The organism is Acidovorax sp. GW821-FHT09B03 (assembly GCF_059418305.1).
Map to the genome: position 1 here is coordinate 40,315 of NZ_JBWKPP010000018.1, position 23,874 is coordinate 64,188.

A 23,874-nucleotide genomic window follows, 5' to 3' on the forward strand; every position below is an offset into this window, starting at 1 on the left:
GGACTCCCAACGGGGTCGCGCCTCCCCTCAAAGGAACAGGATGACCCGCTCCCCCGCTGCCCGCGAGCAGCAGGCCATCATGCGCTGGTTGGCCTGGCGCTCGGTCTTGGTGAGCACCTTGTCGCGGTGGTCGATGTCGCCGCCGGCCACCTGCACCTCGCAGGCGCCGCACAGGCCCTCGCCGCAGTCGCAGGGCACATCCACGCCCGCAGCCTGCAGCGCCTGCAGCAGGGTCTGGTGGCGCGGCACTTCGATGGTGAGGCCCGAGTCCTTGAGCTCGGCGGTGAACGCGTGCTCCTTGCTCGGGTCCAGCGCCGCGTTGTCGGTGCTGAAGTGCTCGAAGCGCAGCACGCCCTCGGGCCAGTGCTCGGCCAGGGTTTCGAGTTCGGCGATCAGCCGGTCCGGCCCGCAGGCGTAGACGCGGGTGGCGCCGTCCACGTGCCGCAGCAGCGCGGGGAGGTCCATGCGCCGGCCCTCGGCCTTGATGTGCAGGGTGGCATGGCCGGCGTGGTCCTTGAGCACGCGGCTCAGCAAGGCCATGTTCTGGCGCGAGCGGCCCGCGTAGTGCAGCTCGTACGACAGGCCCAAGGCCTTGAGCCGGTCCGCCATGGCCAGGATGGGCGTGATGCCGATGCCCGCGGCCAGCAGCACGTGGTGAGCACCTGCTTCGTCGATGCGGAACAGATTCTTGGGCCCGGCCAGCTGGATTTCGTCGCCCGGCTGCAGGGTGTCGCAGAAGTGCCGCGAGCCGCCGCGCCCGCCTTCCTCGCGCTGCACCACGATCTCGTAGCAGCCCGGGTGCGCGCCCGCGCCGCACAGCGAGTACTTGCGGCGGTGGCCCCCGGCGATCAGGTCGATGTGCGAGCCTGCGGTCCAGGTGGGCAAGGGCGTGCTGCCTGCGGCGGCGATGACGAAGCGGTAGAGGCCATCGCCCTCGGCGATCTTGTCCTTCACGACAACGGCGCGGGCGATGCCGTCCTTGGGCGGCGGGCCGATCTGGAACTTGGCGAGGACTGCAGGTGCTTTGTCGGCCTGGCGTTCAGGGTTCTGCAGCGGATCCCACTGCACCCACAGCGCCGAGGGGCCGCGGAACGAGGTGTTCGACAGGAACTCGAATTGCTGCCCTTCGACGAGTGCGATGTGCGGCAGGCGGCGCACGAACTCTTCGAGGAAGATGCGCATCTGCATGCGCCCGATGTTCTTGCCCATGCACTGGTGTGCGCCGTAGCCGAAGGTCAGGTGCTCCACCGCATTCTCGCGGTGCAGGTCCACCCGGTCCGGGTCCTCGAAGTGGCTGGCGTCCGCATTGGCCGAGGCCTGGAACAGCAGCAGCTTGCCGCCCTTGGGGATATCCACGCCGCCGACCACGGTGTCGCGTGTGGCCATGCGCCGCCAGGCGATGATGGAGCCCGCCACGCGCAGGCATTCCTCCACCGCGTTGGGGATCAGCGCGGGCTGTGCGCAGATCTCCTCCCAGGCATCGCGGTGCGACAGCAGGGTCATGAAGGCATTGGCCGTGGCGTTCGACGTGGTCTCGTGCGCGGCGGCCAGGATGGCCATCATCATCGAGCGCAGGTAGGACTCGGTCACGATGTCCGGGTGCGCGTGGTGCTGGCGGATGGAGTCGTACATCCAGCCCTCGCCGTCGGGGCTGGCCATCATGGTATCCAGGATGCCCTGGGCCGTCTGCCAGAAGCGGCCCACGTTGTGGGCAATCTCCAGTTGCTCCTGCGCTGTGGGCCGGCCCCAGGTGTTCAGGGTGTGGGCCACGGCAAAGTGGCGCAGCTGCTCGGCCCCTTCGTCGGGCACGCCCAGGAAGTGCAGCGCAATGGTCAGCGGGATCTCGTAGAACATCTCCGCCACGAGGTCGGCACGGCCCTTGTCCACAAAGCGGTCCATGTACTTGCGCGCCAGCTCGCGGATGGGCTGCTCGTAGTCCATCAGGCGCTCGGGCATGAAGGCGTCCATCAGCAGGCGCCGGCGCGCCATGTGGTCGGGCTCGTCCTCGTTGACCATGGTGCGGTTCATCGCGAAGCCATAGCTTTTCAGGATGGCCAGCACCTCGTCCGTCGCGGGCGTGATCTTCTCCAGCGCGACCGAGGGCGAGAACAGGAGGTTATCGCGGAACACCGCCTTCACGTCCTCGTAGCGCGTCACCACCCAGTAGCCCAGCTCGGGGCTGTAGAAGACCGGCTCCTCCTCGCGTGCCCAGCGCACCACCTCGGCCGGGTTCTGCTGGTAGCTGGGGGCGAACGGGTCGAACGCCGCGGCGCGCGCGCTCACGGGGCAGCCCGTGGGGCTTTGGAGGGCGGCGGCCATCGCCGCATGGTCGACCGGGCAACGGGAGGCGTTGGCGGGGGCAGTCATCGTGAATCTCCTTTTGCGTAAATGTATTACGCAATATGATTGCAAAGATTCGGGTTTACCCTGGGTTGCCTTGGTAGCCCATGGCCCGGCTGATGAGACGCGCCTCCTGCAGCAAGGCGGGGCAGATGGCGCCATCGGGCCGCAGGTCGAAGCCGCCCGTGGCGCCCAGGGTGGTCAGGCAGGCGCACACATTGCCAGTGGCGTCGAAGACCGGCGCGGCGAGGGCGCTGATGCCCTTGAGCAGCGAGTCATTGGCCATGGCCCAGCCCCGCGCGCGCACCTGCTGGCGCAACTGCTCCACCGGCCGGGTGCCGTCGAGCTGCGAGCGCCGCTCGGCAGAGGCCTCGGCCAGCTCCTGCTCGGCCATGTCGATCACCAGCCGGTCGTTGGAGAAACCCAGGAACACCCGGCCCGTGGCCGACCACAGCGTGGAGAGCACCGAGCCCGCGCGGATGTTCACCGTGACGGGCAGGGTGGGCTCTTCCATGCGCAGCACGGTGGCCCCCTTGTTGCCCATCACGGCCAGGAAGGCGGTGACTTCCAGTGCCTGGCGCAGCCTTTGCAGGGAGGCCTCGCCCAGGCGGATGGGATCGCACTGGCGCAGGGCCGCCAGGCCGATGGCAATCGACTCCTGGGCCAGGTAGTAGTGCTGGTTGGTGGGCGATTGTTCGACAAAGCCCTGCTGGCACAGGCTGGCCAAGTAGCGGTGCACCTTGGCGGGGCTTTCATCGACTTCGGCGGCCGTGGCGGTGAGGCTGGCCGCGCCGCCCAGGCGGGTCAGCGCCTTGAGGACGCTGAGCCCCATTTCGGCGGACTGGACCCGTTGCCGGCGGTCGGCCACCCGGGCCGTGGAAGGGGATGTGCTCATGGTGTTTTGGTGATGGACCTAGGGTAAACGCTGCCCAGGTTTATTACGCATAGCGGAGTAACATCACGCAGATATTAATCCCCTGAGGTGCAGACATGTTGAAGAATCGACGCTTGTTGGCTGGAATGCTCGCCCTGCCGGCATTGCTGGCATGGGCCGCCCCGGCCAGCGCGCAAACCTACCCGGCCAAGGCCATCCGCTGGCTGGTGCCGTACCCGGCGGGCGGCGGTTCCGATTTTCTCGCGCGCACGGTGGGCCAGCAGCTCTCGACGCAGATCGGCCAACCGGTGCTGATCGACAACAAGCCCGGGGGCAACACGGCGATTGCCGCCGCCGAGACCGGCCGCGCCGCGCCTGACGGCTACACCATCCTGTCGGCCGACAACGGCACCATGGTGTTCAACCCCGCGCTGTACAGCAAGCTCAGCTACAACCCCAGCAAGGACCTGCTGCCTGTGACGCTGATGGGCAGGTTCCCGATGATCCTGGTGGTCAACCCAGGCGCCGACTTCAAGGACGCCAAGGACTTCGTTGCCAAGGCCAAGGCCAAGCCCGGCGCCATGAGCTTCGGCTCGGCCGGCGCGGGCAGCCCGCACCACCTGGCGATGGAGCTATTGAAGGTCGATGCCGGCCTGTTCATGACCCATATCCCCTACCGCGGCGCTGCGCCCGCGCTGACCGACCTGGCCGGCGGCCAGATCCCCGCGATGATGGTCGACCTGGCCGCCGGCGGCGCCTTCATCAAGGCCGGCAAGGTGCGCCCCCTGGCCGTGGCCAGCGCCAAGCGGCTTCTGCAGCTGCCCGATGTGCCGACCTTTGCCGAACTGGGCTTCAAGAACGTCGAGGCGTCTGCCCAGGTGGGCATCGTCGCCCCCGCAGGCACGCCTGCGGACGTGGTGGCTGCACTGCAAAAGCAGGTGGCTGCCGCCATCAACCAGCCCGCGGTCAAGCAAAAGCTGGTGGACTTCGGCATCGAGCCCGTGGCCAGCACGCCGGCCCAGTATGCAGACCTGATCCGCACCGAGACGGACCGGTGGCACAAGCTGATCAAGGCGCAGCGCATCACCCTGGACTGAACCCCGCTCCTGGCAAGACCCCATGGCCCCTACTGGTTTGCACCGGGCCTGGTGCCATCGTGCCACTCCCCGTTACAGTTGAAAACCCATCAGTTCAACTCAATACCGGAGAGTTTCATGCTGTCACGTCGCCATTTTCTGGGTGCTGGGCTTGCCGCCCCTGCCATTTACGCGGCGGGCTCGTTCGTGCCCGTGTGGGCGCAGAACGCGCCCAACTTTGGTACGCCCACCCTGCCCAACCCCGGCTTCCGGCGCATGAAGGTGGGCGATGTGGAGGTGGTGGCGCTGGTCGATGGCATCACGCGCCGCCCGCTGGGTGAGGAGTTCGTGAAGAACGCGCCGCTTGCCGAAGTGCGTGCGCTGCTCACCTCGCAGGGCCTGCCCACGGACTACATCGACGTGCCCTACACCCCCTTCCTGGTGGTGGCAGGCGGGCGCAAAATCCTGATCGACACGGGCCTGGGCGAGTTTGGCGGGCCTACCACCGGCAAGCTGCTGGAGAGCCTGGCCGCTGCAGGCCTGAAGGCCGATGACATCGACACCGTGCTCATCAGCCACTACCACGGCGACCACATCAACGGCATTCGCAACAAGGCGGGCGCGCTGACCTTCCCCAAGGCCAAGGTGCTGGTGCCGGCTGCCGAGCATGCCTTCTGGATGGACGATGCCCGCATGGCGGCCGCTCCTGCAGGCATGAAAGGCGCCTTCGAGAACGTGCGCCGCACTTTTGCAACCATGCCGGCCGACACGCTGGTGCAGTTCGGCGCGGGCACCGAAGTGGCGCCAGGCATCCAGTCCGTGGCGGCCTATGGGCACACGCCGGGCCACACCCTGTTCGAGCTCAAGTCCGCCGGCCAGAACTTCTTTTACGTGGCCGACCTGACCAATGTGCCGGCCCTGTTCGCACGCAACCCCGACTGGGCCGTGACCTTCGACATGGATGCCGAGGCCGCGCGCAAGGTGCGGCGCGAGGTGTTCCAGCGCATTACTGCCAGCAGGGCCATGCTGGGGGGCTTCCACTTCCCGTTCCCGGCATTCGGGCGCATGGCTGCATCGGGCAATGGCTATGCCTTCCAGCCCGCAGCCTGAGGCGGTCGTTGGCCGGCGCGCCCTGCTGGGCGCAGGGCTGGCGTGGACCACGCTGCATGCCTGGGCCGCCCAGGACTCCGACGCCGATGCCCTGCTGCGCAAGGGCGGGGTGGTGGCTGCGTTCCGCCATGCGCTGGCACCGGGCACCTTCGATCCACCGGGGTTTCGCCTGGGCGATTGCGGCACGCAGCGCAACCTCAGCGAAGAAGGGCGCGAGCAGGCACGGCGCACCGGGGTGTGGTTCAGGGAGCGCCAGTTGCAGCCGTCCAAGGTGCTTTCGAGCCCCTGGTGCCGCTGCATCGACAGTGCTACTCTGGCATTTGCCGCGCCCCAGGTGTGGCCCGCGCTGGGTTCGCCGCGCGGCGCGCCGGAGACTACCGGTGCCAGCCATCTGCGCGAGCTGCGCCAGGCGCTGGTGGCCGCGTCGGCACGGCGCGGTGGCTTCGAGGCCTGGTTCACCCACATGTTCGTGCTGTCCGATCTGGCCAGCACCAACACCAGCTCGGGCGAGGCGCTGATCCTGCGGGCCGACCGCAGCGGCAAGACCGAGGTGCTGGCCCGCCTGCAGGTCCAGGGCTGATGTTTTAGCTACACGTCTGCGAGTTCACGATGCGCTTGAGCGCGTCCGTATCCAGGATGCGCACATGGCGCTGCTTGACCTCGACGATGCCGTCCTCGGCGAACTTCGAGAAGGTGCGGCTCACGGTTTCGAGCTTGAGGCCCAGGTAGCTGCCGATCTCCTCGCGCGTCATGCGCAGCACCAGCTCGGACTGCGAGAAACCGCGTGCATGCAGGCGTTGCACCAGGTTCAGCAGGAAGGCCGCCAGGCGCTCCTCGGCGCGCATGCTGCCCAGCAGCAGCATGACGCCGTGCTCGCGCACGATCTCGCGGCTCATGATCTTGTGCACGTGGTGCTGCAGGGCCGTGACCTCGCGCGAGAGTTCCTCGATGCGGTCGAAGGGCATCACGCAGACCTCGGCATCCTCCAGCGCCACGGCGTCGCAGGTGTGGTGGTCGTTGACGATGCCGTCCAGCCCGATGATCTCTCCCGCCATCTGAAAGCCCGTCACCTGGTCGCGCCCATCCTCGGTGGCCACGCAGGTCTTGAAGAAGCCGGTGCGGATGGCGTACAGCGAGGTGAAGGTCTCGCCGTTGCGAAACAGCGTGCCGCCGCGCTTGACCTTGCGCCGCGTGGCCACGATCTCGTCGATGCGTTCCAACTGGGCGTCGTTCAGGCCCACGGGCATGCACAGCTCGCGCAGGTTGCAGTTGGAGCAGGCGACTTTGATGGTGAGCGGGTTCATGGGCGCAGCAGCTGTTGGAGGTTGCGAACGGATCGCATCCGGCGAAAGGAGCGTGGTGGTGGCTGACATGCATCAAATTGTGGGCCCTGTGGGCCTCGCAACACTTGATCCAGGTCAAGGACGGGGGCGTAGGCCTGCGGCAAAGTGCATATCCAACAAGGAAACGCTCCCCATGACCGCTGTGACGCCCGAACTCCTGACCCGTTTCGACGTGCCGGGCCCCCGCTATACCTCCTACCCCACGGCCGACCGTTTCGTCGAGGCTTTTGGCGAAAGCGACTATGTGCTGGCCCTGGCCCAGCGCAAGGCGGGCACGCCGGGCAAGGCGCTGCCGCTGTCGCTGTATGTGCACATTCCGTTCTGCGAGTCGCTGTGCTACTACTGCGCCTGCAACAAGATCATCACCAAACACCACGACCGGGGCGACGTGTACCTGCGCTACCTGGCGCGCGAGGTGGAGCTGCACACGGCCCACTGCGGCACGGGCCAGGTGGTGAGCCAGCTGCACCTGGGCGGGGGCACGCCCACTTTCTTGTCGGACGACAAGCTGCGCGAACTGATGGCGGTGCTCAAGCGCAGCTTCACGTTTGCACCGGGCGGCGAATACTCGATCGAGGTGGACCCGCGCACCGTGACGGCCGAGCGCCTGGCTGTGCTGGCCGAGCTGGGTTTCAACCGCCTGAGCTTTGGCGTGCAGGACTTCGATGCCGACGTGCAGAAGGCCGTGCACCGCGTGCAGCCGTCGGGGCAGGTGTTCGCGCTGGTCGAGGCGGCGCGCCGCCTGGGTTTCGAGTCGGTCAACGTGGACCTGATCTACGGCCTGCCGCGGCAGACGCCCGAGTCCTTCGACCGCACGCTGGAGCAGGTCAAGGCCCTGCGGCCCGACCGCATCGCCCTGTATGCCTACGCGCACCTGCCCGAGCGCTTCAAGCCGCAGCGGCGCATCGTGCCGGCGGAGCTGCCGGCGGCGCCTTCCAAGGTGGCCATGCTCTCGCGCTCGCTGCAGCAGTTCATGGACGCGGGCTATGTGTACGTGGGCATGGACCACTTCGCGCTGCCCAGCGACGCGCTGGCCGTGGCCAAGCGCCAGGGGCGGCTGCACCGCAACTTCCAGGGCTACAGCACGCAGCCCGACTGCGACCTGATCGCCCTGGGCGTGTCAGCCATCGGCCGGGTGGGCGCCACCTACAGCCAGAACGCCAAGACCCTGGACGAGTACTACGACCTGCTGGACCAGGGCCGCCTGCCCGTGGTGCGCGGCCTGGCACTGAACCGCGACGACCTGGTGCGCCGCGCCGTCATCATGGCGCTGATGTGCCAGGGCGAGCTGCTGTTCGAGTCCATCGAGGCGGGCTGGCTGATCGATTTCAGGCGCACCTTCGCGGCCGAGCTGGAGCAACTGGCGGGCCTGCAGGAGCAGGGCCTGGTCAGCGTGACCGACGAGGGCATCTTCGTCTCGGCCATGGGCTGGTTCTTCGTGCGCGGCATCGCCATGGTGTTCGACCGCTATCTTCAAGCGGACCGCAACCGCGCCCGCTTCTCCCGGATCATCTGACCATGCTGGCCACCCTGGGCTGGACCGCGCTGCTCATGGGCCTGGCCGGCGGCCCACACTGCCTGGCCATGTGTGCCGCGCCCTGTGCGGCGCTGGTGGGGCAGGGTGGGGGGCAACCCGTTCGCTGGGCCGGGCCTGGCGGGGGCGGGCTTGCCGCGGCCCCTGTCGCTCCATCCTTCTCCTTGACGCGATCCATCGCTTTCCATGGTGGGCGGGTGGCGGGCTATGCCGTTCTGGGCGCGGCCGCTGCGACCGCGATGGACAGCCTGGCCTGGCTCACCCAGCGCACGGCCGCGCTGCAGCCCGCCTGGACCTTTGCGCACCTGGCCATGATGGCCTGGGGCCTGCTGCTCATGGTGCAGGCACGCCAGCCGGCCTGGGTTGAAGGCCTGGGCCGCTCGGTCTGGCGGCGCGTACAGCCCCTCACGGCGGGGGCGGGTGGCGTGGGCGTGGCCGGGCTGCTGTGGGCGCTGATGCCCTGCGGCCTGCTGTACTCGGCCCTGCTGGTGGCCGCGCTCAGTGGCGGGCCGGTGCAGGGCGGTGCCACCATGGCGCTGTTTGCCCTGGGCAGCGGCCTGTGGCTGGTGGGCGGGCCCTGGCTCTGGTCGCGCCTGCGCAGCCGTATCAACCAGGCCCGGGCCGACTGGGGCACCCGCGTGGCCGGGGGGCTGCTGTGCGCGGCGGCCGGCTGGGCGCTGTGGATGGACCTGGTCTACAAGCCTTCGCTGTGGTGCCGGTGATACACCGGCCACGGGGCGGGTGGGGCCTGCCGGACTGTTGTTTTGCGTGTCCTACGTGCTTGCACGGATGCGAGGGGCTCCACGGGCGGCAGGGCGTGCCGTGCGCTGCATGGCCTGCCCCAGGGTTTTTACCAGGAGGTAAATTGCCGCGCAGCCCCCGCCGGCCTTGGGATGGCGGGTATGTCCTATGACATTGCGGGGCAAGACAAGCGTTCAGAAGTGGAGATAATGGGTGTAACCAATGGTGGCAGAAGTGCCGCCGTGTTTCCTCACGTACGTTTGAAGTGAATTCGTCCATCCTCATCGATATCCGCCAGTTGCGCATCGGCATGTACATCCAGCTCGACCTGGGCTGGATGCACCATCCGTTTCCGGTGAGCAGCTTCCGGGTGGCGTCGGCCGAACAGATCGCCACCTTGCGCGAACTGGGGCTGACCGAGGTGCGCTACGTCCCCAAGAAGAGCGACCCCGACCTGCGTGAGCTGGCATTGCCCCCGGTGGGCAGCCCCGAGGAAACACTGCCCGCCGATGCCCCTGGCGCTGCGCGGGAGGCGACGGCTCCCGCTCCGCTGGCCGCGCCATCGGACCCCGCTGCGGACGAGGCCGCTGCCCGCCGCCGCCAGCTGCTGGAGGCGCAGAACCGCGCCCTGGCCCTGTGCAACCAGCGCTTTGGCGAGGCCACGCGCCGCTACGTGGAGCTGGAGAAGGTGGTGGTGGAGCTCCCCGAGCGCGCCCGCACCGATGGCGAGCTGCTGGTGGCCGGCTGCGTGACCGACCTGCTCAACAATGGCGACTCGGTGATCCGCCTGCTCTCCGAAGGCGTGGGCGAGCCTGGCGCGCTGCACCCCGTGAACGTGCTGGTCGTCAGCCTGCTGCTGGGCAAGGCCCTGGGCATGAAGGCCGAGGACCTGCAGGACCTGGGCGTGGCGGCCCTGATCCACGACCTGGGCAAGATGCGCCTGCCCGATGCGTTCAAGAACGCCCAGCCCCACATGCCGCCACCCGACCGTGCCCGCTACGAAGGCCATGTGCGCGAGTCCGTGGCGCTGGCAGGCCGCATGGGCCTGGGCAAGCCGGTGCTGCTGGCCATTGCCCAGCACCATGAAATGGTGGATGGCAGCGGTTTTCCCATGCGGCTCACGGCGCACGACCTCTCGCGTCCCGGCCAGGTGTTGGCGCTGGTCAACCACTACGACCGCCTGTGCAGCCCCGGAAGCGGCATGGGCGGGCTGACGCCGCATGAGGCGCTGTCGGTCATCTTCGCCCAGCACAAGGCGCGTTTCGACGCGGTCGTGCTGGGGGCCTTCATCCGCATGATGGGGGTGTACCCGCCGGGCTCCATCGTGCAGCTGGTCAACGACCGCTATGCCATCGTGGCCTCGGTCAACTCTTCGCGGCCGCTTCGGCCCAAGGTGATCGTGCACGACCCGCGTGTGCCCAAGGACGAGGCACCCATCCTCGACCTGGAGACGGTGCCCGAGCTCGGTATCCGCCGCAGCCTCAAGCCCGCCCAGCTGCCGCGCGAAGCGCTCGACTACCTGTCGCCGCGCAAGCGCATCTGCTACTTCTTCGAGCGCGCCGTGGCCCCCGTCCCCGAAGAGGGTGGAGCGTGATCCGGCCGCTGCCGCAGGCATGGATCGATGGTTTGCTGGAGGCAGTTTGGCTCGTCGATGAAAAGACGCTGCACATCCTGGCCGCCAACCAGGCGGCCGAGCACCTGACGGGCCTGTCCATCGCCGACATGCAGGGCACGCCCGTGACACTGCTGGCAGCCACGCCGCAGGACCAGGTCTTCTGGAGCCAGCCCGCAGCCGTGGTGGCCGACGGCATCCACTCCCACACCAGCGTGCTGCACTCCACCGGCAGCCTGGTGGCGGTGGAGCGGCGCGTGACGCGCGTGCCCCGGCTCGAAGGGGGCACGGCCTTCCTGGTCACCATGGTGGACCGCAGCCACCAGCAGGCCACCGAGCGCGAGCTCGAAACCCTGCTGGCCGAACTGCGCGCCACACTCGATTCGGCTGCCGACGGCATGCTGGTGTGCAGCCTGGACGGGCGCGTGCGCGCCTTCAACCAGCGGCTGGCCCAGCTGTGGAACGTGCCGGCCCCGCTGCTGGTGCGGCGCGACGATGAAGCCCTGTTCGCCCACATGGCCGACCAGGTGGCCGACGTGCCCACCTATGTCGAGCGCCTGGCCGCCATCGTGGCCGAGCCCATGCAGGAGAGCATCGACATCCTCGGCTTGCGCAACGGCATGAGCCTGGAGCGCCGCTCGGTGCCCCAGTTCAGCCAGGGGCGCGCCGTGGGCAGGGTGTACTCGTTTCGCGACATCACGCGCCAGCACGAGGTACAGGCCAGCCTGCGCCTGGCGGCACGGGTGTTCGAGTCGAGCATGGACGCGATCTTCATCGCCGACAGCCACCACCGCCTGATGCGCATGAACCCCGGCTGCGAGCGCCTGGTGGGCAAGACCGCGCGCGCCTTCGAAGGCGCTGCGGCCGCCTCGCTGTTCGGCGGCGGGCCCGATGCCGACTTCATGGCCCAGGTGGAGGCCGGCTGGGCGCGCGAGGGCTTCTGGGAGGGCGAGCTGTGGCTGCCGCGCGAGAACGATGCCTACTGCGCCGTGCAGCTGTCGTGGGTGGCGCTGCGCGACGACGAGGACCGGCTGGTGCAGAGCATCGGCTTCATGCGCGACCTCACTTTGCAGCATGCCGCGCAAAAGCGCATCGAAGAGCTGGCCTACAGCGACGTGCTCACCGGCCTGCCCAACCGGCTGCTGCTGTCGCAGCGCGTGGACACGGCGATCCAGGGCGCACGCCAGAGCGACACCGGTTTTGCCATCCTGTTCCTGGACCTGGACCGCTTCAAGATCATCAACGACTCGCTGGGCCACCCCTTCGGTGACCGCGTGCTGCAGCTGGTGGCCGAGCGCCTGCAGACCTGCCTGCGCCAGACCGACATGCTGTGCCGGCTGGGCGGCGACGAGTTTGTGATCTACCTGCACGGCGGCGATTCCGTGGTGGCCGAGAGCGTGGCGCGCCGCATCCTTGATGAGATGCTGCGCCCCTTCACGCTCGACAGCATGGGCTTCTCCATCCAGTGCAGCATCGGCATGGCGCTGTACCCGCAGGACGGCAGTTCGCTGGACGAGCTCATCAAGCAGGCCGACACGGCCATGTACCAGGTCAAGGAGCGCGGCCGTGGCAGCTACGGCTTCTACCAGCCGCAGATGAATGCCAACCTGCTCTCGCGCATGAAGCTGGAGCACGCCATGCGCCAGGCCCTGGGCGAGCAGCGCATGGCCGTGCACTACCAGCCCCAGGTGAGCATGGCGACCGGCGCCATCACCGGTGCCGAGGCGCTGATCCGCTGGACCGACCCGGAGTTCGGCCCGGTCTCGCCCGGCATGTTCATCCCGCTGGCCGAAGAGTCGGGCTACATCGTCACGCTAGGCGCCTGGGTCATGGAGCAGGCTGTGCGCGAGGCCGCGGCCTGGATCCATGGTGGCCACCCCATCGTGGTGTCGGTCAACGTCTCGGCGCTCGAGTTCCGCCAGCCCGACTTCGTGGAGCGGCTCACGCGCCTGTTGGCCGTGCACCAGTTGCCGCCCACGCTGCTGGAGCTGGAGCTGACCGAGACCATCTTGCTGCAGGACGCCACCGAGATGGAGCAGCGCCTGCACGAACTGGCGCGGCTGGGCGTGAGCCTGGCCATCGACGACTTCGGCACCGGCTATTCGAGCCTGGCCTACCTGAAGAAGCTGCCCATCCACAAGCTCAAGATCGACCAGTCCTTCGTGCGCGGCCTGCCCGACGACGATGGCGACCGGGCCATCGTCAGCGCCATCATCAGCATGGGCCATGCGATGCGCATCGAGGTGGTGGCCGAGGGGGTGGAGACCGAGGTGCAGCGCGCCGTGCTCGCGCAGATGCAGTGCGACCACTACCAGGGCTTTCTGCGCGCCCCCGGCCTGCCGGCCGAGGACTTCCGCCGCCTGCTGGGCCGCCCGGTCGCGGCGCCGCCCGGCGTGCCGGCGCCGCAGCCGCTGGCTGCCAAGCGCGCGTCGGATCCCGAAGACTGAGCGATCTGCCGCGCGCGCGGTGCGGCCAGATCAGATGCTGGTGATGCCCTTGTAGAGCATGTAGGCCGCCAGGCAGAACAGCAGGCTGGCGAACACGCGCTTGAGCTGCTTGACCGGCAGCTTGTGCGCTGCCTTGGCGCCCAGCGGCGCCGTGAGCACGCTGCACACGGCGATCACCGCCAGGCCGGGCAACCAGATGTAGCCCAGCGAGGCCGGCGGCAGGTTCTGCACCGACTGTCCGCCGATGGCATAGCCCACCACATTGGCCAGCGCGATCGGGAATCCGAGCGCCGCGCTGGTTGCCACCGCGTTGTGGATGGCCACGTTGCACCAGGTCATGAAGGGCACGCTGACAAAGCCGCCGCCCGCGCCGACCAGGCCCGAGAGAAACCCGATCACGCCGCCCGCGGCCAGTTGCCCAGCGGTGCCCGGCATCTGGCGCGTGGGCGCAGGCTTCTTGTCCAGCAGCATCTGGCTGGCCGAGAAGCTCACGAACAGCGCGAAGAAGATTGCCAGCGACGAGCCCTTGAGCAGGGCGAAGATGCCCAGGCTGGCCGCGAAACCGCCGATCACGATGCCGGGTGCCAGGCGCTGCACGATGTCCCAGCGCACCGCGCCACGTTGGTGGTGGGCGCGCACGCTGGAGATGGAGGTGAAGACGATGGTCGCCATCGAGGTGGCGATGGCCATCTTCACCGCCAGGTCGGGTGCGATGTTGCGCGCACCCAGGATGTAGGTCAGGAAGGGCACCATCAGCATGCCGCCGCCAATGCCCAGAAGCCCCGCGAGAAAGCCCGTGCACAGGCCAAGAACACCGAGTTCAACGATCAGGAGGGGGTCGAGCATGGAAGAGGGAGTGGGTGTTGGAATGGGGGCAGGGCGCACCGCAAGGTGGCGCAACGATTGTAGTGCGCGGTGTCTTGCGGCGCTGGTGCGGCACCGCTGGTGGTGCGTGGCCGGAGCGGATGGCTATGGCGGGCTGCCGCGGCGCGCGCCGTAGCGCTTGAGCAGGGCCACTTTCCCGGGCTCGTCGCGTGCCATGGCCATGTCCAGCGGGGTCTTGCCCGCCTGGTTGCGGGCATTGGCATCGGCCTTCATGCGGAGCAACTGCGCCATCTCGTCCTGCATCTCGGGGTGCTCGGTCGCTGCGTGCAGCGGGGTGTTGCCGCCATGGTCGCGGGCCTCGATGGCTGCGCCGGCCTCGACGAGCAGCTTTGCCATCTGGGGGTACGCCGCCAGGTGCAGGGGCGTGGTCCCCTGGTCATTGGCGGCATTCACGTTGGCGCCGCGTGCGATCAGCAGGCGGGCCATGGCCATGTGCTCTTCGCCGGCCACGCCATGCAATGCTGTGAAGCCCCGGCGGTCTGCCTGGTTCACGCTGGCCGGCGCGCGCGCCAGAAAGCCTTCGACGGCTGCGCGGTCGTTGAACACGGCGGCGTCGTACAGGGTGGCGTGCTGGCGCGGCCCGGCGGGTGCCGGCTGGGCCAGCACCGGCAGCATGGCCAGGCCGCAGCACAGGGCAAGGCAGAGGGTGAAGTGGGCTCGCATGGAGGTGTTCGTGGGCGACGGCTGCAGCATACCGAACGCCCTGGCAGACCCGAAAAAAATGGCCACCGGATTGCTCCGGCGGCCATTTCAGGAATAGGTGTCTGCGGTATTTGCTACCGGACCCTCATCCTGAACCGGGGGTTCAGGTGGGCGAGGGCAGCCAGGTGTTGGGTTCATCTGACGCGAGATGATCACGCTCCCCTGGCGATGTACCAAGCCCGTGCTCGTTGAGCATTGGTTCAAGGAAATATAAGACCCGGCGGCACCGCAGACACCTTCATTGTAGGGGCTCCAAATGCCCCTGGCAGGTGTCGGTGATGTAAAGAAATCTCTGAGGTGTACGCCATTGATAGCGCACGGGCCTCCACGCCGTCTACAGCAGGCGCCCGTCTTCGCCGAGGGCCTGGTCCAGCCGCTGCACCAGGCTTTGCAGGCGCAGGGTCTCGTCCGCATCGGGGGGCAGCAGCGACTCCTGCACACCGCTGGCGCTGCGCCGCGGTGGCGGGGGCGGGATGTCGTCGCCCACCGCCACGGGGGTGGCCATGGGCACGGGGTGGGGGTGGTCGGCGGCGGCAGCCATGTCGGCGGCCTCGCGGTCGGCGATCTCGAAGGCGAGGTTCAGCGCGGCCAGCACCGCAATGCGCTCGCGGGCACGCACCTTGCCGGCATCGCGGATGCGGGTCATGGCGGTGTCCACGCGCTCCACGGCATCGAGCAGCCGGCTCTCATGCCCCTCGGGGCAGCTGAGCAGGTAGCTTTGCTGCAGGATCTGCACCTCGATTTGCTTCATGCGGCGTCTTTCGCGGGAGGGGCCTGGGGCAGGCGCTCGAGCAGGGCGTCCACGCGCGAGCGCGCGGCGCTCAGGCGGGATTTCAGCGAGTCGCGTTCCTGGGTGAGTGCGGCCACCTGCTCGGACAGCAGCGCGTTGGTGCGCTGCAGTTCGGCGTGGCGCACCAGGAGCCGCTCCACGCGCTCGGCGATCTGGTCGGTAGTCGATGGTGTTGTTGCCATACAGCCACCGATTGTAGGACGGCGGGTTGTAAACGGTCGTAAAATCACCGGGTTGGTGCTCGCGGTGTGGTTCACATGCTGCAGTTCAACGGGAAGCAGGGAGGTGGCGCCAAACATGGCGCGCCGAGCCTGCGCTGCCCCCGCAACGGTCAGCGGACGAATCGGTTTCGATTCCCTTTTCAACCACATGCCACTGGATGCCTTGAACAAGCACCTGGGAAGGCGTTGAAGAGCGTTCCGCCAGCCCGGATACCGGCCAACACGGTGGCTGCGTGCGCCCTTGCAAGGGGGTGACTGCAGCCGTATCACCCATTTCGCTGGCGGGAGGCCGGCACGGGTTTTTGCTTGCCGATGATTCGCCCCATGAAGCTCCGTACCCCCCGTGCGCGCATTGCTGCGTCCCTGTGCCTGCGCCCTGCGCTGGTGTCCCTGGCCGTGCTCGGCGTCTGCGCCGTCCAGGCCCAGCAGAGTGGCAGCGCTGCCGCCCCCGTGCTGCTGGCGCAGAACCTGCGCGCACCCTCGCTGGCCGAGACCGTGGTGACCGCCACGCGCACGCCGCAGCCCCTGTCCGACCTGGTGGCCGACGTGACCGTGGTCGACCGCGAGACCATCGAGACCAGCGGTGCCACGGGCCTCGCCGACGTGCTGGCGCGCGTGCCCGGCATCGAGATCTCGCGCAACGGCGGTCCCGGCACCACCACCAGCGTGTTCCTGCGCGGTGCGGAGTCGCGCTTCACGGCGGTCTACATCGACGGCGTGCGCATGGATTCGCAGTCCACCGGCGGCGCCGCGTGGGAATCGATCCCGCTGGCGCAGATCGACCGCATCGAAGTGCTGCGCGGCCCGGCCGGCGCGGTCTACGGCTCCGACGCCATGGGCGGTGTGGTGCAGATCTTCACCAAGCGCGGCGAGCAGGGCGTGGCGCCCTATGTGGGCATCGGCATTGGCAGCCACAACACCACCAAGGCCGAGGCCGGCGTGAGCGGTGCCAGTGGCACCATCGACTACGCCTTCGGCATTGCGCGCGAGGACAGCAAGGGCTTCAACGCACGCACCACCGCCACGGCCAACCCCGACCGCGATGGCTACGAAAGCACCTCGGCCAATGCCCGCGTGGGCCTGCAGCTCAATGCCACGCACCGGCTGGAGGCCACGTTGCTCGCCAACGACATGAACAGCGGCTACGACACCAGCCCCACGGCCGATGATCGCAACAAGCACCAGCTGCACGCGCTGGGCTTGAACTGGCAGGCGCAGTGGAGCACCGCGTACAAGACGCGTGTGCAGATCACCGATTCGCGCGACCGCTACGAAACCCGCCCCTCGATCTACCTGAGCGAGACCAACCTGCGCGGCTACCTGTTCCAGAACGAATGGCGCCAGGGCCCGCACCTGGTGACGGCCGCGCTGGAGCGCCGCGAGGACCGGCTGGAGAACCCGCCCATTGACCGCAAGCGCTCGCAGGATGCACTGGCCCTGGGCTACGGCTACACCGCCGGCGCCCACACGCTGCAGGCCAATGTGCGCCACGACTCGGACAGCGAGTTCGGCGGCAAGGGCACGGGCAGCCTGGCCTATGGCTACACCTTCGCGCCACAGTGGCGCGCCACGGCATCGGTGGGTACGGCCTTTCGCGCCCCCACGCTGTACCACCGCTTCAGCGAGTACGGTACGGCCCGCCTGAACCCCGAGAGCAGCCGCAATGCCGAACTGGGCCTGCGCTGGGCGCAGGGTTCGAGCAGCTTCTCGGCCACGGCCTACCGCAACCGCGTGGAGGACCTGATCGTCTTCGGGGCGGCGGGCCCTTGCCCATCCACCTTCGGTTGCTACGCCAACGTCGCACGCGCCGAGTACAAGGGCGTGACCTTCGCGGGCTCGTACCGCCTGGGCGGTGTGCAACTGCGCGGCTCGCTGGACCTGCAGAACCCGCGCGACCTGGCCACCGGCAAGCTGCTGGCGCGCCGCTCCAAGCACCACGGCACGCTGGGTGCCGACACGCAGCTCGCGGGCTGGACGGTGGGCGCCGAAGTGCAGGCTTCGGGCCGCCGCTTCGACAACGCCACCAACACGCTCAACCTGGGCGGCTATGCCCTGGTCAACCTGTACGCCAGCACGCGCATCGCGCGCGACTTCACGCTGGTGGCGCGCCTTGATAACGCGGCCGACAAGCAGTACGAGCTGGCCCGCACCTACGCCACGCCAGGCCGTGTGGCCTATGTCGGCGTGAAGTGGGCACCGCATTGAGCCGAGATCAACGAGAGAGGGTAGGGGAGTAGCAAGAAGAATGGTCACCCCGGCACGCTGTCCGGCGATATTGATCGCCGCCCCGGCATCGGGCCAGGGCAAGACCACCGTCACCGCGGCCCTGGCGCGCCTGCACGCGCGCCAGGGCCGGCGGGTGCGGGTGTTCAAGTGCGGGCCGGACTTCCTTGACCCGCACTGGCACCAGCTTGCCAGCGGCGCACCTGTGCACCAGCTCGACCTGTGGATGAACGGCGAGGCCGACTGCGCGCAACGCCTGCACGAGGCTGCGCGTGAGAGCGACCTGCTTCTGATCGAAGGCGTGATGGGCCTGTTCGACGGCACGCCGAGCGCGGCCGACCTGGCCCAGCGCTTTGGCGTACCCGTGCTTGCCGTGGTCGATGCCTCGGCCATGGCCGGTACCTTCGGTGCGCTGGCATTCGGCCTGCGCCACTACCGTGCGGGCCTGCCCTGGGCCGGTGTGCTGGCCAACCGCGTGGGGGCCGAGCGCCATGCGCAGATGCTGCGCGATGGCCTGCGGGACGCGGACGACTGGCTGGGCGCGCTGGTGCGTGTGGCGCCCGGCGATGTCGCCAGCAAGGCATCGGCGCCGCTGTTGCCCGAACGCCACCTGGGCCTGGTGGTGGCGCACGAACTGCACGATGCCATGCAGCGCCTGGACGCCGCGGCCGATGCGCTGGCCGCCACGCCGCTCGGGCAGATGGGCCTGGACGACCTGCAGCGCTGGGCGGTGGACTTCCCGGCGCCCGCATCGGCCGCCCTTGTAGCGCCGCTGCTTGCCGGCCGCACCGTCGCCGTGGGCCGCGACGAGGCCTTCTGCTTCCTCTACAGCGCCAACCTGCAGTGCCTCATCCAGATGGGCGCCCAGGTGGTGTTCTTCTCGCCCCTGCACGATGCAGCGCTGCCCGCCTGCGACGCCGTGTGGCTGCCGGGCGGCTACCCCGAACTGCATGCCGCCACCATCGCGGCCAACACCGCCATGCAGGCCAGCCTGCGCGCCCATGTGGCGGCCGGCAAGCCGCTGTGGGCAGAATGCGGCGGCATGATGGCCCTGTTCGAGTCCATCACCCTGGCCGATGGCACCGAGCAGTCGCTGTGGGGCCTGCTGCCCGGCCGTGTGGCCATGCACAAGCGCCTGGCGGCGCTGGGTCCGCAGCACCTCACTGTGGCGGGCCACACGCTGCGCGGCCATACCTTCCACTACTCCACCGCGCAGAGCACGGCGCCCGTGGTGGGGCGCACCGCGCGTCCAGAGGCGCAGCCCGCACCCGATGCCGGCGAGGCCCTGTACCGCCACGGCAGCATCCACGCGAGCTATTTCCACGCCTGGTTCGCGTCCGCACCCCTGGCCGCCGCGCACCTGCTGGGCGGGGAGGGGGTGGCGCCATGAACAGCAAGGCCATCACCACCGAACTCATCCTGGGCGGGCAAAAGAGCGGCAAGTCGCGCCGCGCAGAGCTGCTCGCGCGCGACTGGCTGGCGCAATCGCCCGCGCACGCTGCCGTGCTCGTCGCCACCGGCCAGCCCTGGGACGACGAGATGCGCCAGCGCATCGCCCGCCACCAGCGCGACCGCGCCGAGCGCGTGCCCGGCCTGGCCACGCTGGAGGAGCCGCGCGACCTGGCTGCCGCACTGCGCGGCCACAGCAGCGCCTGCACCCTGGTGGTGGTCGACTGCCTGACCCTGTGGCTCACCAACTGGACCCTGCCGGTCGGTGCCGAGGACATGGGTGCGCCCGAGCGCGAAGCCCTGGCACGCGGCTGGGCCGCGCAGTGCCAGGCTTTCCTCGCCGCATTGCAGCAGGCCCGCGGCCCCATTGTTCTGGTGGGCAACGAAATCGGCCTGGGGGTCATCCCCCTGGGGCGCGAGGTGCGCGCCTTCGTCGATGCACTGGGCGCCCTCAACCAGCAGGTGGCGCAGGTGTGCCCGCGCGTGACCCTGATGGCGGCCGGGCTGCCCCTGACCCTGAAAGATTCGCCTCCATGACCCCCACCCCCGTGCGCCGCATCCTTTGGGTGATCGCCATCATCGTGGTGCTGGGCCTGCTCATGGCCGGGCTGGCGCAGGCACAGCCGGTGCAGGTCAAGGACGACCGGGGCCGCCTGGTCACGCTGCCCCAGCCGCCGCAGCGCATCGTCTCGCTGCTGCCCTCGCTGACCGAGAGCGTCTGCGAGCTCGACCAGTGCCACCGCCTGGTGGGCGTGGACCGCTATTCCAACTGGCCCGAGTCGGTCGCCAGCCTGCCCAAGCTGGGCGGTGGCATCGACCCGAGCATCGAGGCCATCGTGGCCGCGAAACCCGACGTGGTGCTGCTGGCCATGAGCTCGCGCGCCAGCGAGCGGCTCGAGGCCCTGGGCCTCAAGGTCGTGGTGCTGGAGCCCAAGACCCATGCCGACGTGCGCCGTGTGCTCGGCGTGGTGGGCCAGGTGCTGGGCGTGCCCCAGGCCGAGGGCGCCGACCGCCTGTGGCGCGTGATCGACGCGGCCGTGCAGGCGGCGGCCCAGTCGCTGCCGCCCAAGGCGCGCAATGTGCGCGTGTACTTCGAGGTGAGCCGCGGGCCGTATGCGGCCAGCGAGGCCTCGTTCATCGGCGAATCGCTGGCGCGCCTGGGTGTGCGCAACGTGGTGCCGGCCTCGCTCGGCCCTTTCCCGCGCCTGAACCCCGAGTACGTGGTGCGCGCCAACCCCGACGTGCTGATGATCGGCAACAGCAGCATGCAGAGCATGGTGCCGTATCCCGGCTGGTCCACGATCCGCGCCGTGCGTGAGAACCGTGTCTGCGTGTTCGGCCCCGGCGATGCCGAAGTGGTGGTGCGCCCCGGCCCGCGCATGGCCGAGGCAGCGCGCCTCATGGCGCGCTGCCTGACCGAGAAAGCCCGATGACTGCAGGTCCGGCACCGATCCCCACTGCCGCCGGCCGGCGCCGCGCCGCCTGGTGCGCGCTGTGGCTGGGCCTGGCCAGCGTGCTGCTGCTGGTGCTGGGCACCGCCGTGGGCAGCACCGGGCTGGAGAGCCTGGTGCACATGGGCGACGACCCCGTGGCGCGCCAGATCGTGTGGGACATCCGCCTGCCGCGCACGCTGGGCGCGTGGCTGGCCGGCGCGCTGCTGGGCCTGGCGGGCGCCGTGGCGCAGGGCCTGTTCCGCAACCCGCTGGCCGACCCCTACCTGCTGGGCAGCGCCTCGGGCGCAGCGCTGGGCGGCGCGGTGGCCATGGCGATGTTCGGCGTGTCGCCCGTGGCCGCGCAGTGGATCGCGCGCATCGGCATCACCGGCATGGCCTTCCTCGGCGCCGCCGGGGCCGTGGTGCTCACGCTGCTGCTGGCCAAGGGCGTGCAGCACACGCTGCGCCTGCTGCTGGCCGGTGTCATCGTGGGCGTGGTGCTGGGTGCCCTGCGCGACCTGGTGGAGCTGGCCTCGCCCGACATCCTGCAGGCCATGCAGGCCTTCATCCTGGGCAGCACGGCCTTCGTCGGCTGGATCGCCTGCACCCTGATGGGCGCCGCCTGGGCCCTGTGCGCACTGCTGGCCTGGGTGCTGGCGCGCGCGCTCGACGGCCTGACGCTGGGCGAATCCACCGCTGCCAGCCTGGGCCTGCCGCTCGGACCCATGCGCGCCGGCCTGGTGGCGGCCATGGCGCTGGCCACCGGCACCGCCGTGGCGCAGACCGGGCTGATCGCCTTTGTCGGCCTGGCAGCGCCGCACCTGGTGCGCTCCATGGTGCGCGTGACGCACGAGCGGCACATCCTCTTGTCCAGCCTGATGGGCGCGGTGCTGCTGCTGGCGGCCGACATCCTGGCGCGCTGGATGCTGGCACCGCAAGAGCTGCCCGTGGGCGTGCTCACCGCGGCGCTGGGCGGAACCTACCTGCTGTGGCTGATGCACCGGCGCACCGCGCATGGGGGTGGCCTGTGAAGGGGATTGCGCTGAGCGCCCACCACATCACCGCGCGTGTCGGCGGTGCCGAGGTGCTGCACGGCATCGACCTGCACCTGCCCGCCGGCCGCTGGACCAGCATCGTCGGGCCCAATGGCGCGGGCAAGTCCACCTTGCTCAAGGTGCTGGCCGGCCTGCTGCCGCGCCACCAGGTCGATGGCCAGGTGGCCCTGCTCGGCCGCATGCTCACCCAGGTGCCGGCGCGCGAGCGCGCGCGCCAGCTGTCCTGGCTGGGGCAGAACGAGGGCTCGGCCGACGACCTGACGAGCTACGACGTGGCCATGCTCGGCCGCCTGCCGCACCAGCCCTGGCTGGCCCCGCCCTCGGCCGCCGACCATGCCGCCGTAGAGCAGGCCCTGCGCACCACGCAGGCCTGGGACTGGCGCGACCGCCCCTTGTCGCAGCTGTCGGGCGGCGAGCGCCAGCGCGTGCTGCTGGCCCGCGCCCTGGCCGTACAGGCAACGGTGCTGCTGATGGACGAACCCCTGGCCAACCTCGATCCCCCGCACCAGACCGACTGGCTGCACACCGTGCGCGCCCTGGTGGCCGGCGGTGCCACGGTGGTCAGCGTGCTGCACGAGGTATCGCTGGCCCTGCATGCCGACGATCTGGTGGTGATGGCCAAGGGCCGTGTCACGCACCAGGGCGGCTGCAACGAGGCGGTCACCCACCGCGCGCTGGAGGCGGTTTTCGACCACCGCATCGCGGTGCACGAGCTGCTCGGGCAGTGGGTGGCCTTGCCGCGCTGATTATTTTTCTTTCTGTTTTCTTTTTTTGTTTTTTCAACCAAGGAGCCGTGCCATGCACATCGAACCCGGACTGGTGGACACCACCAAGATCTTCCTGAGCTACGCCACGGGCGCCACGGCGCTGCTGTATGCCAGCAAGCTTGCGCTGGACATGGTGAAGAAGGAGGGCCCCGTGGCCCTGCTGCTGCGCTCGATCTTCACCACGGCGCTGGTGTTTGCGTTCTTCGAGCTGCTGCCGCACCACCCGGTGGGTGTGTCCGAGGTGCATCTGATCCTGGGCACGACCTTGTTGCTGCTGTTCGGCGCCGCGCCAGCGTGCATCGGCCTGGCGGCAGGCCTGTTGATCCAGAGCGTGTTCTTTGCGCAGCAGGATCTGCCGCAGTACGGGATGAATGTCACGACCTTGCTGGTGCCGCTGTTCGCCACGGCGGCAATTGCCAAGCGCATCGTGCCGGAGAGCATGGCGTATGTGGACATGACGTATGCGCAGACGTTCAAGCTGTCGGTGGCCTACCAGGGCGGGATCGTGATGTGGGTGGCTTTCTGGGCTATCTACGGTGCGGGTGTGGGCTCTGCGAATCTGGAGAGCATTGCCACGTTTGGCGCTGCGTACATGACGGTGGTGTTGTTGGAGCCGCTGGTGGATCTGGGTGTGTTGGCGGCTGCCAAGGCTCTGCGTCGTCTTGAAGGCTCTTCGTTCGTTGAGCGTCGTTTGCATCAGGCTGTTTGAGTTTGTTGGTTGTGGTCGCTTCTGTTTCTTTGCTTGGGGCGGAGGCCGGGATGTGCGCCCGGCGGCGCACCTACTTTCTTTTGCGTCGCCAAAAGAAAGTAGGCAAAGAAAAGGCGACCCCCAGTCAGCGTCCCCCGTGCGCCCTGTCGGGCGAACGGGGGCAACCTGCGATGCTCGGATCTGGGGTGGTGCCGCAGAACTCGCTGCGTTCTTCGAACTCCGCTCAAACAGCTGCGGCAAGTCAGATCACGAAGCGTGTGTGTCCTTCGGCACACACGCCCACCCCAGCCCCTGCGCTTCTCGGCGCAGCCAGCAGGGGTGGGGAGCGGGGTCCACACGGCTGCTGCTGCGCAGCTACGCCGGGTGTCGGTGACGCGCTTCGCGCTGCCGACAGGCCGAAGCGCAGCGAGGCAAATTGGGCCGAGCGAAGCGATGGCCCGTATGGGGCCCGTTCCCACCCCCTTTTGACCGTGCCGAGAAGCGCAGGGCCTGGGGTGAGCGCGTGCCGAAGGACACGCGCATCGTTGTCTAGCTTGCCGCAGCTGTTTGAGCGGAGTTCGAAG

General features: G+C 69.0%; 21 protein-coding genes, 1 other RNA gene and 1 riboswitch. Of the genes, 14 read left to right on the forward strand and 8 right to left on the reverse strand.

The window, feature by feature from the left end; all coding sequences use genetic code 11:
* Positions 1-27 precede the first annotated feature (27 nt).
* Both AC07PA_RS25625 and AC07PA_RS25630 read right to left on the reverse strand, forming a co-directional pair.
* The gene (locus AC07PA_RS25625) at positions 28-2,367 is read right to left on the reverse strand and encodes a cytochrome P450/oxidoreductase (RefSeq protein ID WP_494610181.1); all 2,340 of its coding nucleotides are present in this window, start codon (positions 2,365-2,367) and stop codon (positions 28-30) included.
* 55 nt (positions 2,368-2,422) lie between these two features.
* Positions 2,423-3,235: an IclR family transcriptional regulator gene (locus AC07PA_RS25630; protein ID WP_494610182.1), complete on the reverse strand. Its 813-nt coding sequence runs from the start codon at positions 3,233-3,235 to the stop codon at positions 2,423-2,425.
* A gap of 95 nt (positions 3,236-3,330) precedes the next feature.
* Between AC07PA_RS25630 and AC07PA_RS25635 the strand changes: the two genes are divergently transcribed.
* The 3 genes from AC07PA_RS25635 to AC07PA_RS25645 all read left to right on the forward strand — a co-directional run bounded on the left by AC07PA_RS25635 (position 3,331) and on the right by AC07PA_RS25645 (position 5,980).
* Positions 3,331-4,311, forward strand: coding sequence for a Bug family tripartite tricarboxylate transporter substrate binding protein (locus AC07PA_RS25635; RefSeq protein ID WP_494610183.1), 981 nt, complete (start codon positions 3,331-3,333; stop codon positions 4,309-4,311).
* Positions 4,312-4,428: 117 nt separating this feature from the next.
* Complete coding sequence (locus tag AC07PA_RS25640) at positions 4,429-5,400, forward strand: MBL fold metallo-hydrolase (RefSeq protein ID WP_494610184.1); 972 nt, start codon at positions 4,429-4,431, stop codon at positions 5,398-5,400.
* Positions 5,372-5,980 carry a histidine phosphatase family protein gene (locus AC07PA_RS25645; protein WP_007858549.1) on the forward strand — a complete coding sequence of 203 codons (609 nt, stop codon included), beginning with the start codon at positions 5,372-5,374 and terminating at the stop codon, positions 5,978-5,980. The genes AC07PA_RS25640 and AC07PA_RS25645 overlap by 29 nt, the downstream gene beginning before the upstream one ends.
* A gap of 4 nt (positions 5,981-5,984) precedes the next feature.
* Here AC07PA_RS25645 and fnr read toward each other — a convergent pair whose 3' ends face one another.
* A complete protein-coding gene (fnr, locus tag AC07PA_RS25650; protein WP_007858550.1) occupies positions 5,985-6,704 on the reverse strand; it encodes a fumarate/nitrate reduction transcriptional regulator Fnr in 720 nt (239 codons plus the stop codon).
* 172 nt (positions 6,705-6,876) lie between these two features.
* Here fnr and hemN point away from each other — a divergent pair, with 172 nt between their 5' ends.
* The 4 genes from hemN to AC07PA_RS25670 all read left to right on the forward strand — a co-directional run bounded on the left by hemN (position 6,877) and on the right by AC07PA_RS25670 (position 13,077).
* Positions 6,877-8,259 carry an oxygen-independent coproporphyrinogen III oxidase gene (hemN, locus tag AC07PA_RS25655; RefSeq protein WP_145696190.1) on the forward strand — a complete coding sequence of 461 codons (1,383 nt, stop codon included), beginning with the start codon at positions 6,877-6,879 and terminating at the stop codon, positions 8,257-8,259.
* 2 nt (positions 8,260-8,261) lie between these two features.
* Complete coding sequence (locus tag AC07PA_RS25660) at positions 8,262-8,999, forward strand: sulfite exporter TauE/SafE family protein (protein WP_494610185.1); 738 nt, start codon at positions 8,262-8,264, stop codon at positions 8,997-8,999.
* A gap of 284 nt (positions 9,000-9,283) precedes the next feature.
* Positions 9,284-10,612: a cyclic di-GMP phosphodiesterase gene (locus AC07PA_RS25665; protein WP_494610186.1), complete on the forward strand. Its 1,329-nt coding sequence runs from the start codon at positions 9,284-9,286 to the stop codon at positions 10,610-10,612.
* A complete protein-coding gene (locus AC07PA_RS25670; RefSeq protein WP_494610187.1) occupies positions 10,609-13,077 on the forward strand; it encodes a putative bifunctional diguanylate cyclase/phosphodiesterase in 2,469 nt (822 codons plus the stop codon). The genes AC07PA_RS25665 and AC07PA_RS25670 overlap by 4 nt, the downstream gene beginning before the upstream one ends.
* A 30-nt stretch (positions 13,078-13,107) precedes the next feature.
* Here the strand turns inward: AC07PA_RS25670 and AC07PA_RS25675 are convergent, their stop codons facing one another.
* The 5 genes from AC07PA_RS25675 to AC07PA_RS25695 form a co-directional block, all read right to left on the reverse strand.
* Entirely contained in the window at positions 13,108-13,923 is an 816-nt protein-coding gene (locus AC07PA_RS25675; RefSeq protein WP_494610188.1) for a sulfite exporter TauE/SafE family protein, read from the reverse strand.
* A gap of 123 nt (positions 13,924-14,046) precedes the next feature.
* Entirely contained in the window at positions 14,047-14,625 is a 579-nt protein-coding gene (locus AC07PA_RS25680) for an ankyrin repeat domain-containing protein (RefSeq protein ID WP_494610189.1), read from the reverse strand.
* A 94-nt stretch (positions 14,626-14,719) separates the two neighbouring features.
* Positions 14,720-14,902: non-coding RNA, 6S RNA (gene ssrS / locus AC07PA_RS25685), on the reverse strand.
* 96 nt (positions 14,903-14,998) lie between these two features.
* Positions 14,999-15,415 (reverse strand): cell division protein ZapA, encoded by a 417-nt coding sequence (locus tag AC07PA_RS25690; RefSeq protein WP_007858564.1) that lies wholly within the window; start codon positions 15,413-15,415, stop codon positions 14,999-15,001.
* Entirely contained in the window at positions 15,412-15,636 is a 225-nt protein-coding gene (locus AC07PA_RS25695) for a hypothetical protein (RefSeq protein ID WP_007858570.1), read from the reverse strand. The genes AC07PA_RS25690 and AC07PA_RS25695 overlap by 4 nt, the downstream gene beginning before the upstream one ends.
* A 36-nt stretch (positions 15,637-15,672) precedes the next feature.
* Positions 15,673-15,911: riboswitch (cobalamin riboswitch) on the forward strand.
* Positions 15,912-15,999: 88 nt separating this feature from the next.
* Between AC07PA_RS25695 and AC07PA_RS25700 the strand changes: the two genes are divergently transcribed.
* The 7 genes from AC07PA_RS25700 to AC07PA_RS25730 are packed head-to-tail and all read left to right on the forward strand — an operon-like array spanning position 16,000 to position 23,311.
* Positions 16,000-17,880, forward strand: a complete 1,881-nt coding sequence (locus AC07PA_RS25700; RefSeq protein ID WP_494610190.1) for a TonB-dependent receptor domain-containing protein — start codon at positions 16,000-16,002, stop codon at positions 17,878-17,880.
* A gap of 40 nt (positions 17,881-17,920) precedes the next feature.
* Positions 17,921-19,288 carry a cobyrinic acid a,c-diamide synthase CobB gene (locus tag AC07PA_RS25705; RefSeq protein ID WP_494610191.1) on the forward strand — a complete coding sequence of 456 codons (1,368 nt, stop codon included), beginning with the start codon at positions 17,921-17,923 and terminating at the stop codon, positions 19,286-19,288.
* Positions 19,285-19,884, forward strand: a complete 600-nt coding sequence (locus tag AC07PA_RS25710; protein ID WP_494610192.1) for a bifunctional adenosylcobinamide kinase/adenosylcobinamide-phosphate guanylyltransferase — start codon at positions 19,285-19,287, stop codon at positions 19,882-19,884. The genes AC07PA_RS25705 and AC07PA_RS25710 overlap by 4 nt, the downstream gene beginning before the upstream one ends.
* A complete protein-coding gene (locus tag AC07PA_RS25715) occupies positions 19,881-20,780 on the forward strand; it encodes an ABC transporter substrate-binding protein (protein ID WP_494610193.1) in 900 nt (299 codons plus the stop codon). The genes AC07PA_RS25710 and AC07PA_RS25715 overlap by 4 nt, the downstream gene beginning before the upstream one ends.
* On the forward strand, positions 20,777-21,811 hold the full coding sequence (locus AC07PA_RS25720; RefSeq protein ID WP_007858581.1) for a FecCD family ABC transporter permease: 1,035 nt from the start codon (positions 20,777-20,779) through the stop codon (positions 21,809-21,811). The genes AC07PA_RS25715 and AC07PA_RS25720 overlap by 4 nt, the downstream gene beginning before the upstream one ends.
* Positions 21,808-22,581, forward strand: coding sequence for an ABC transporter ATP-binding protein (locus AC07PA_RS25725; RefSeq protein WP_007858583.1), 774 nt, complete (start codon positions 21,808-21,810; stop codon positions 22,579-22,581). Before AC07PA_RS25720 ends, AC07PA_RS25725 begins: the two co-directional genes overlap by 4 nt.
* A 52-nt stretch (positions 22,582-22,633) precedes the next feature.
* On the forward strand, positions 22,634-23,311 hold the full coding sequence (locus tag AC07PA_RS25730) for an energy-coupling factor ABC transporter permease (RefSeq protein WP_494610194.1): 678 nt from the start codon (positions 22,634-22,636) through the stop codon (positions 23,309-23,311).
* Positions 23,312-23,874 lie beyond the last annotated feature (563 nt).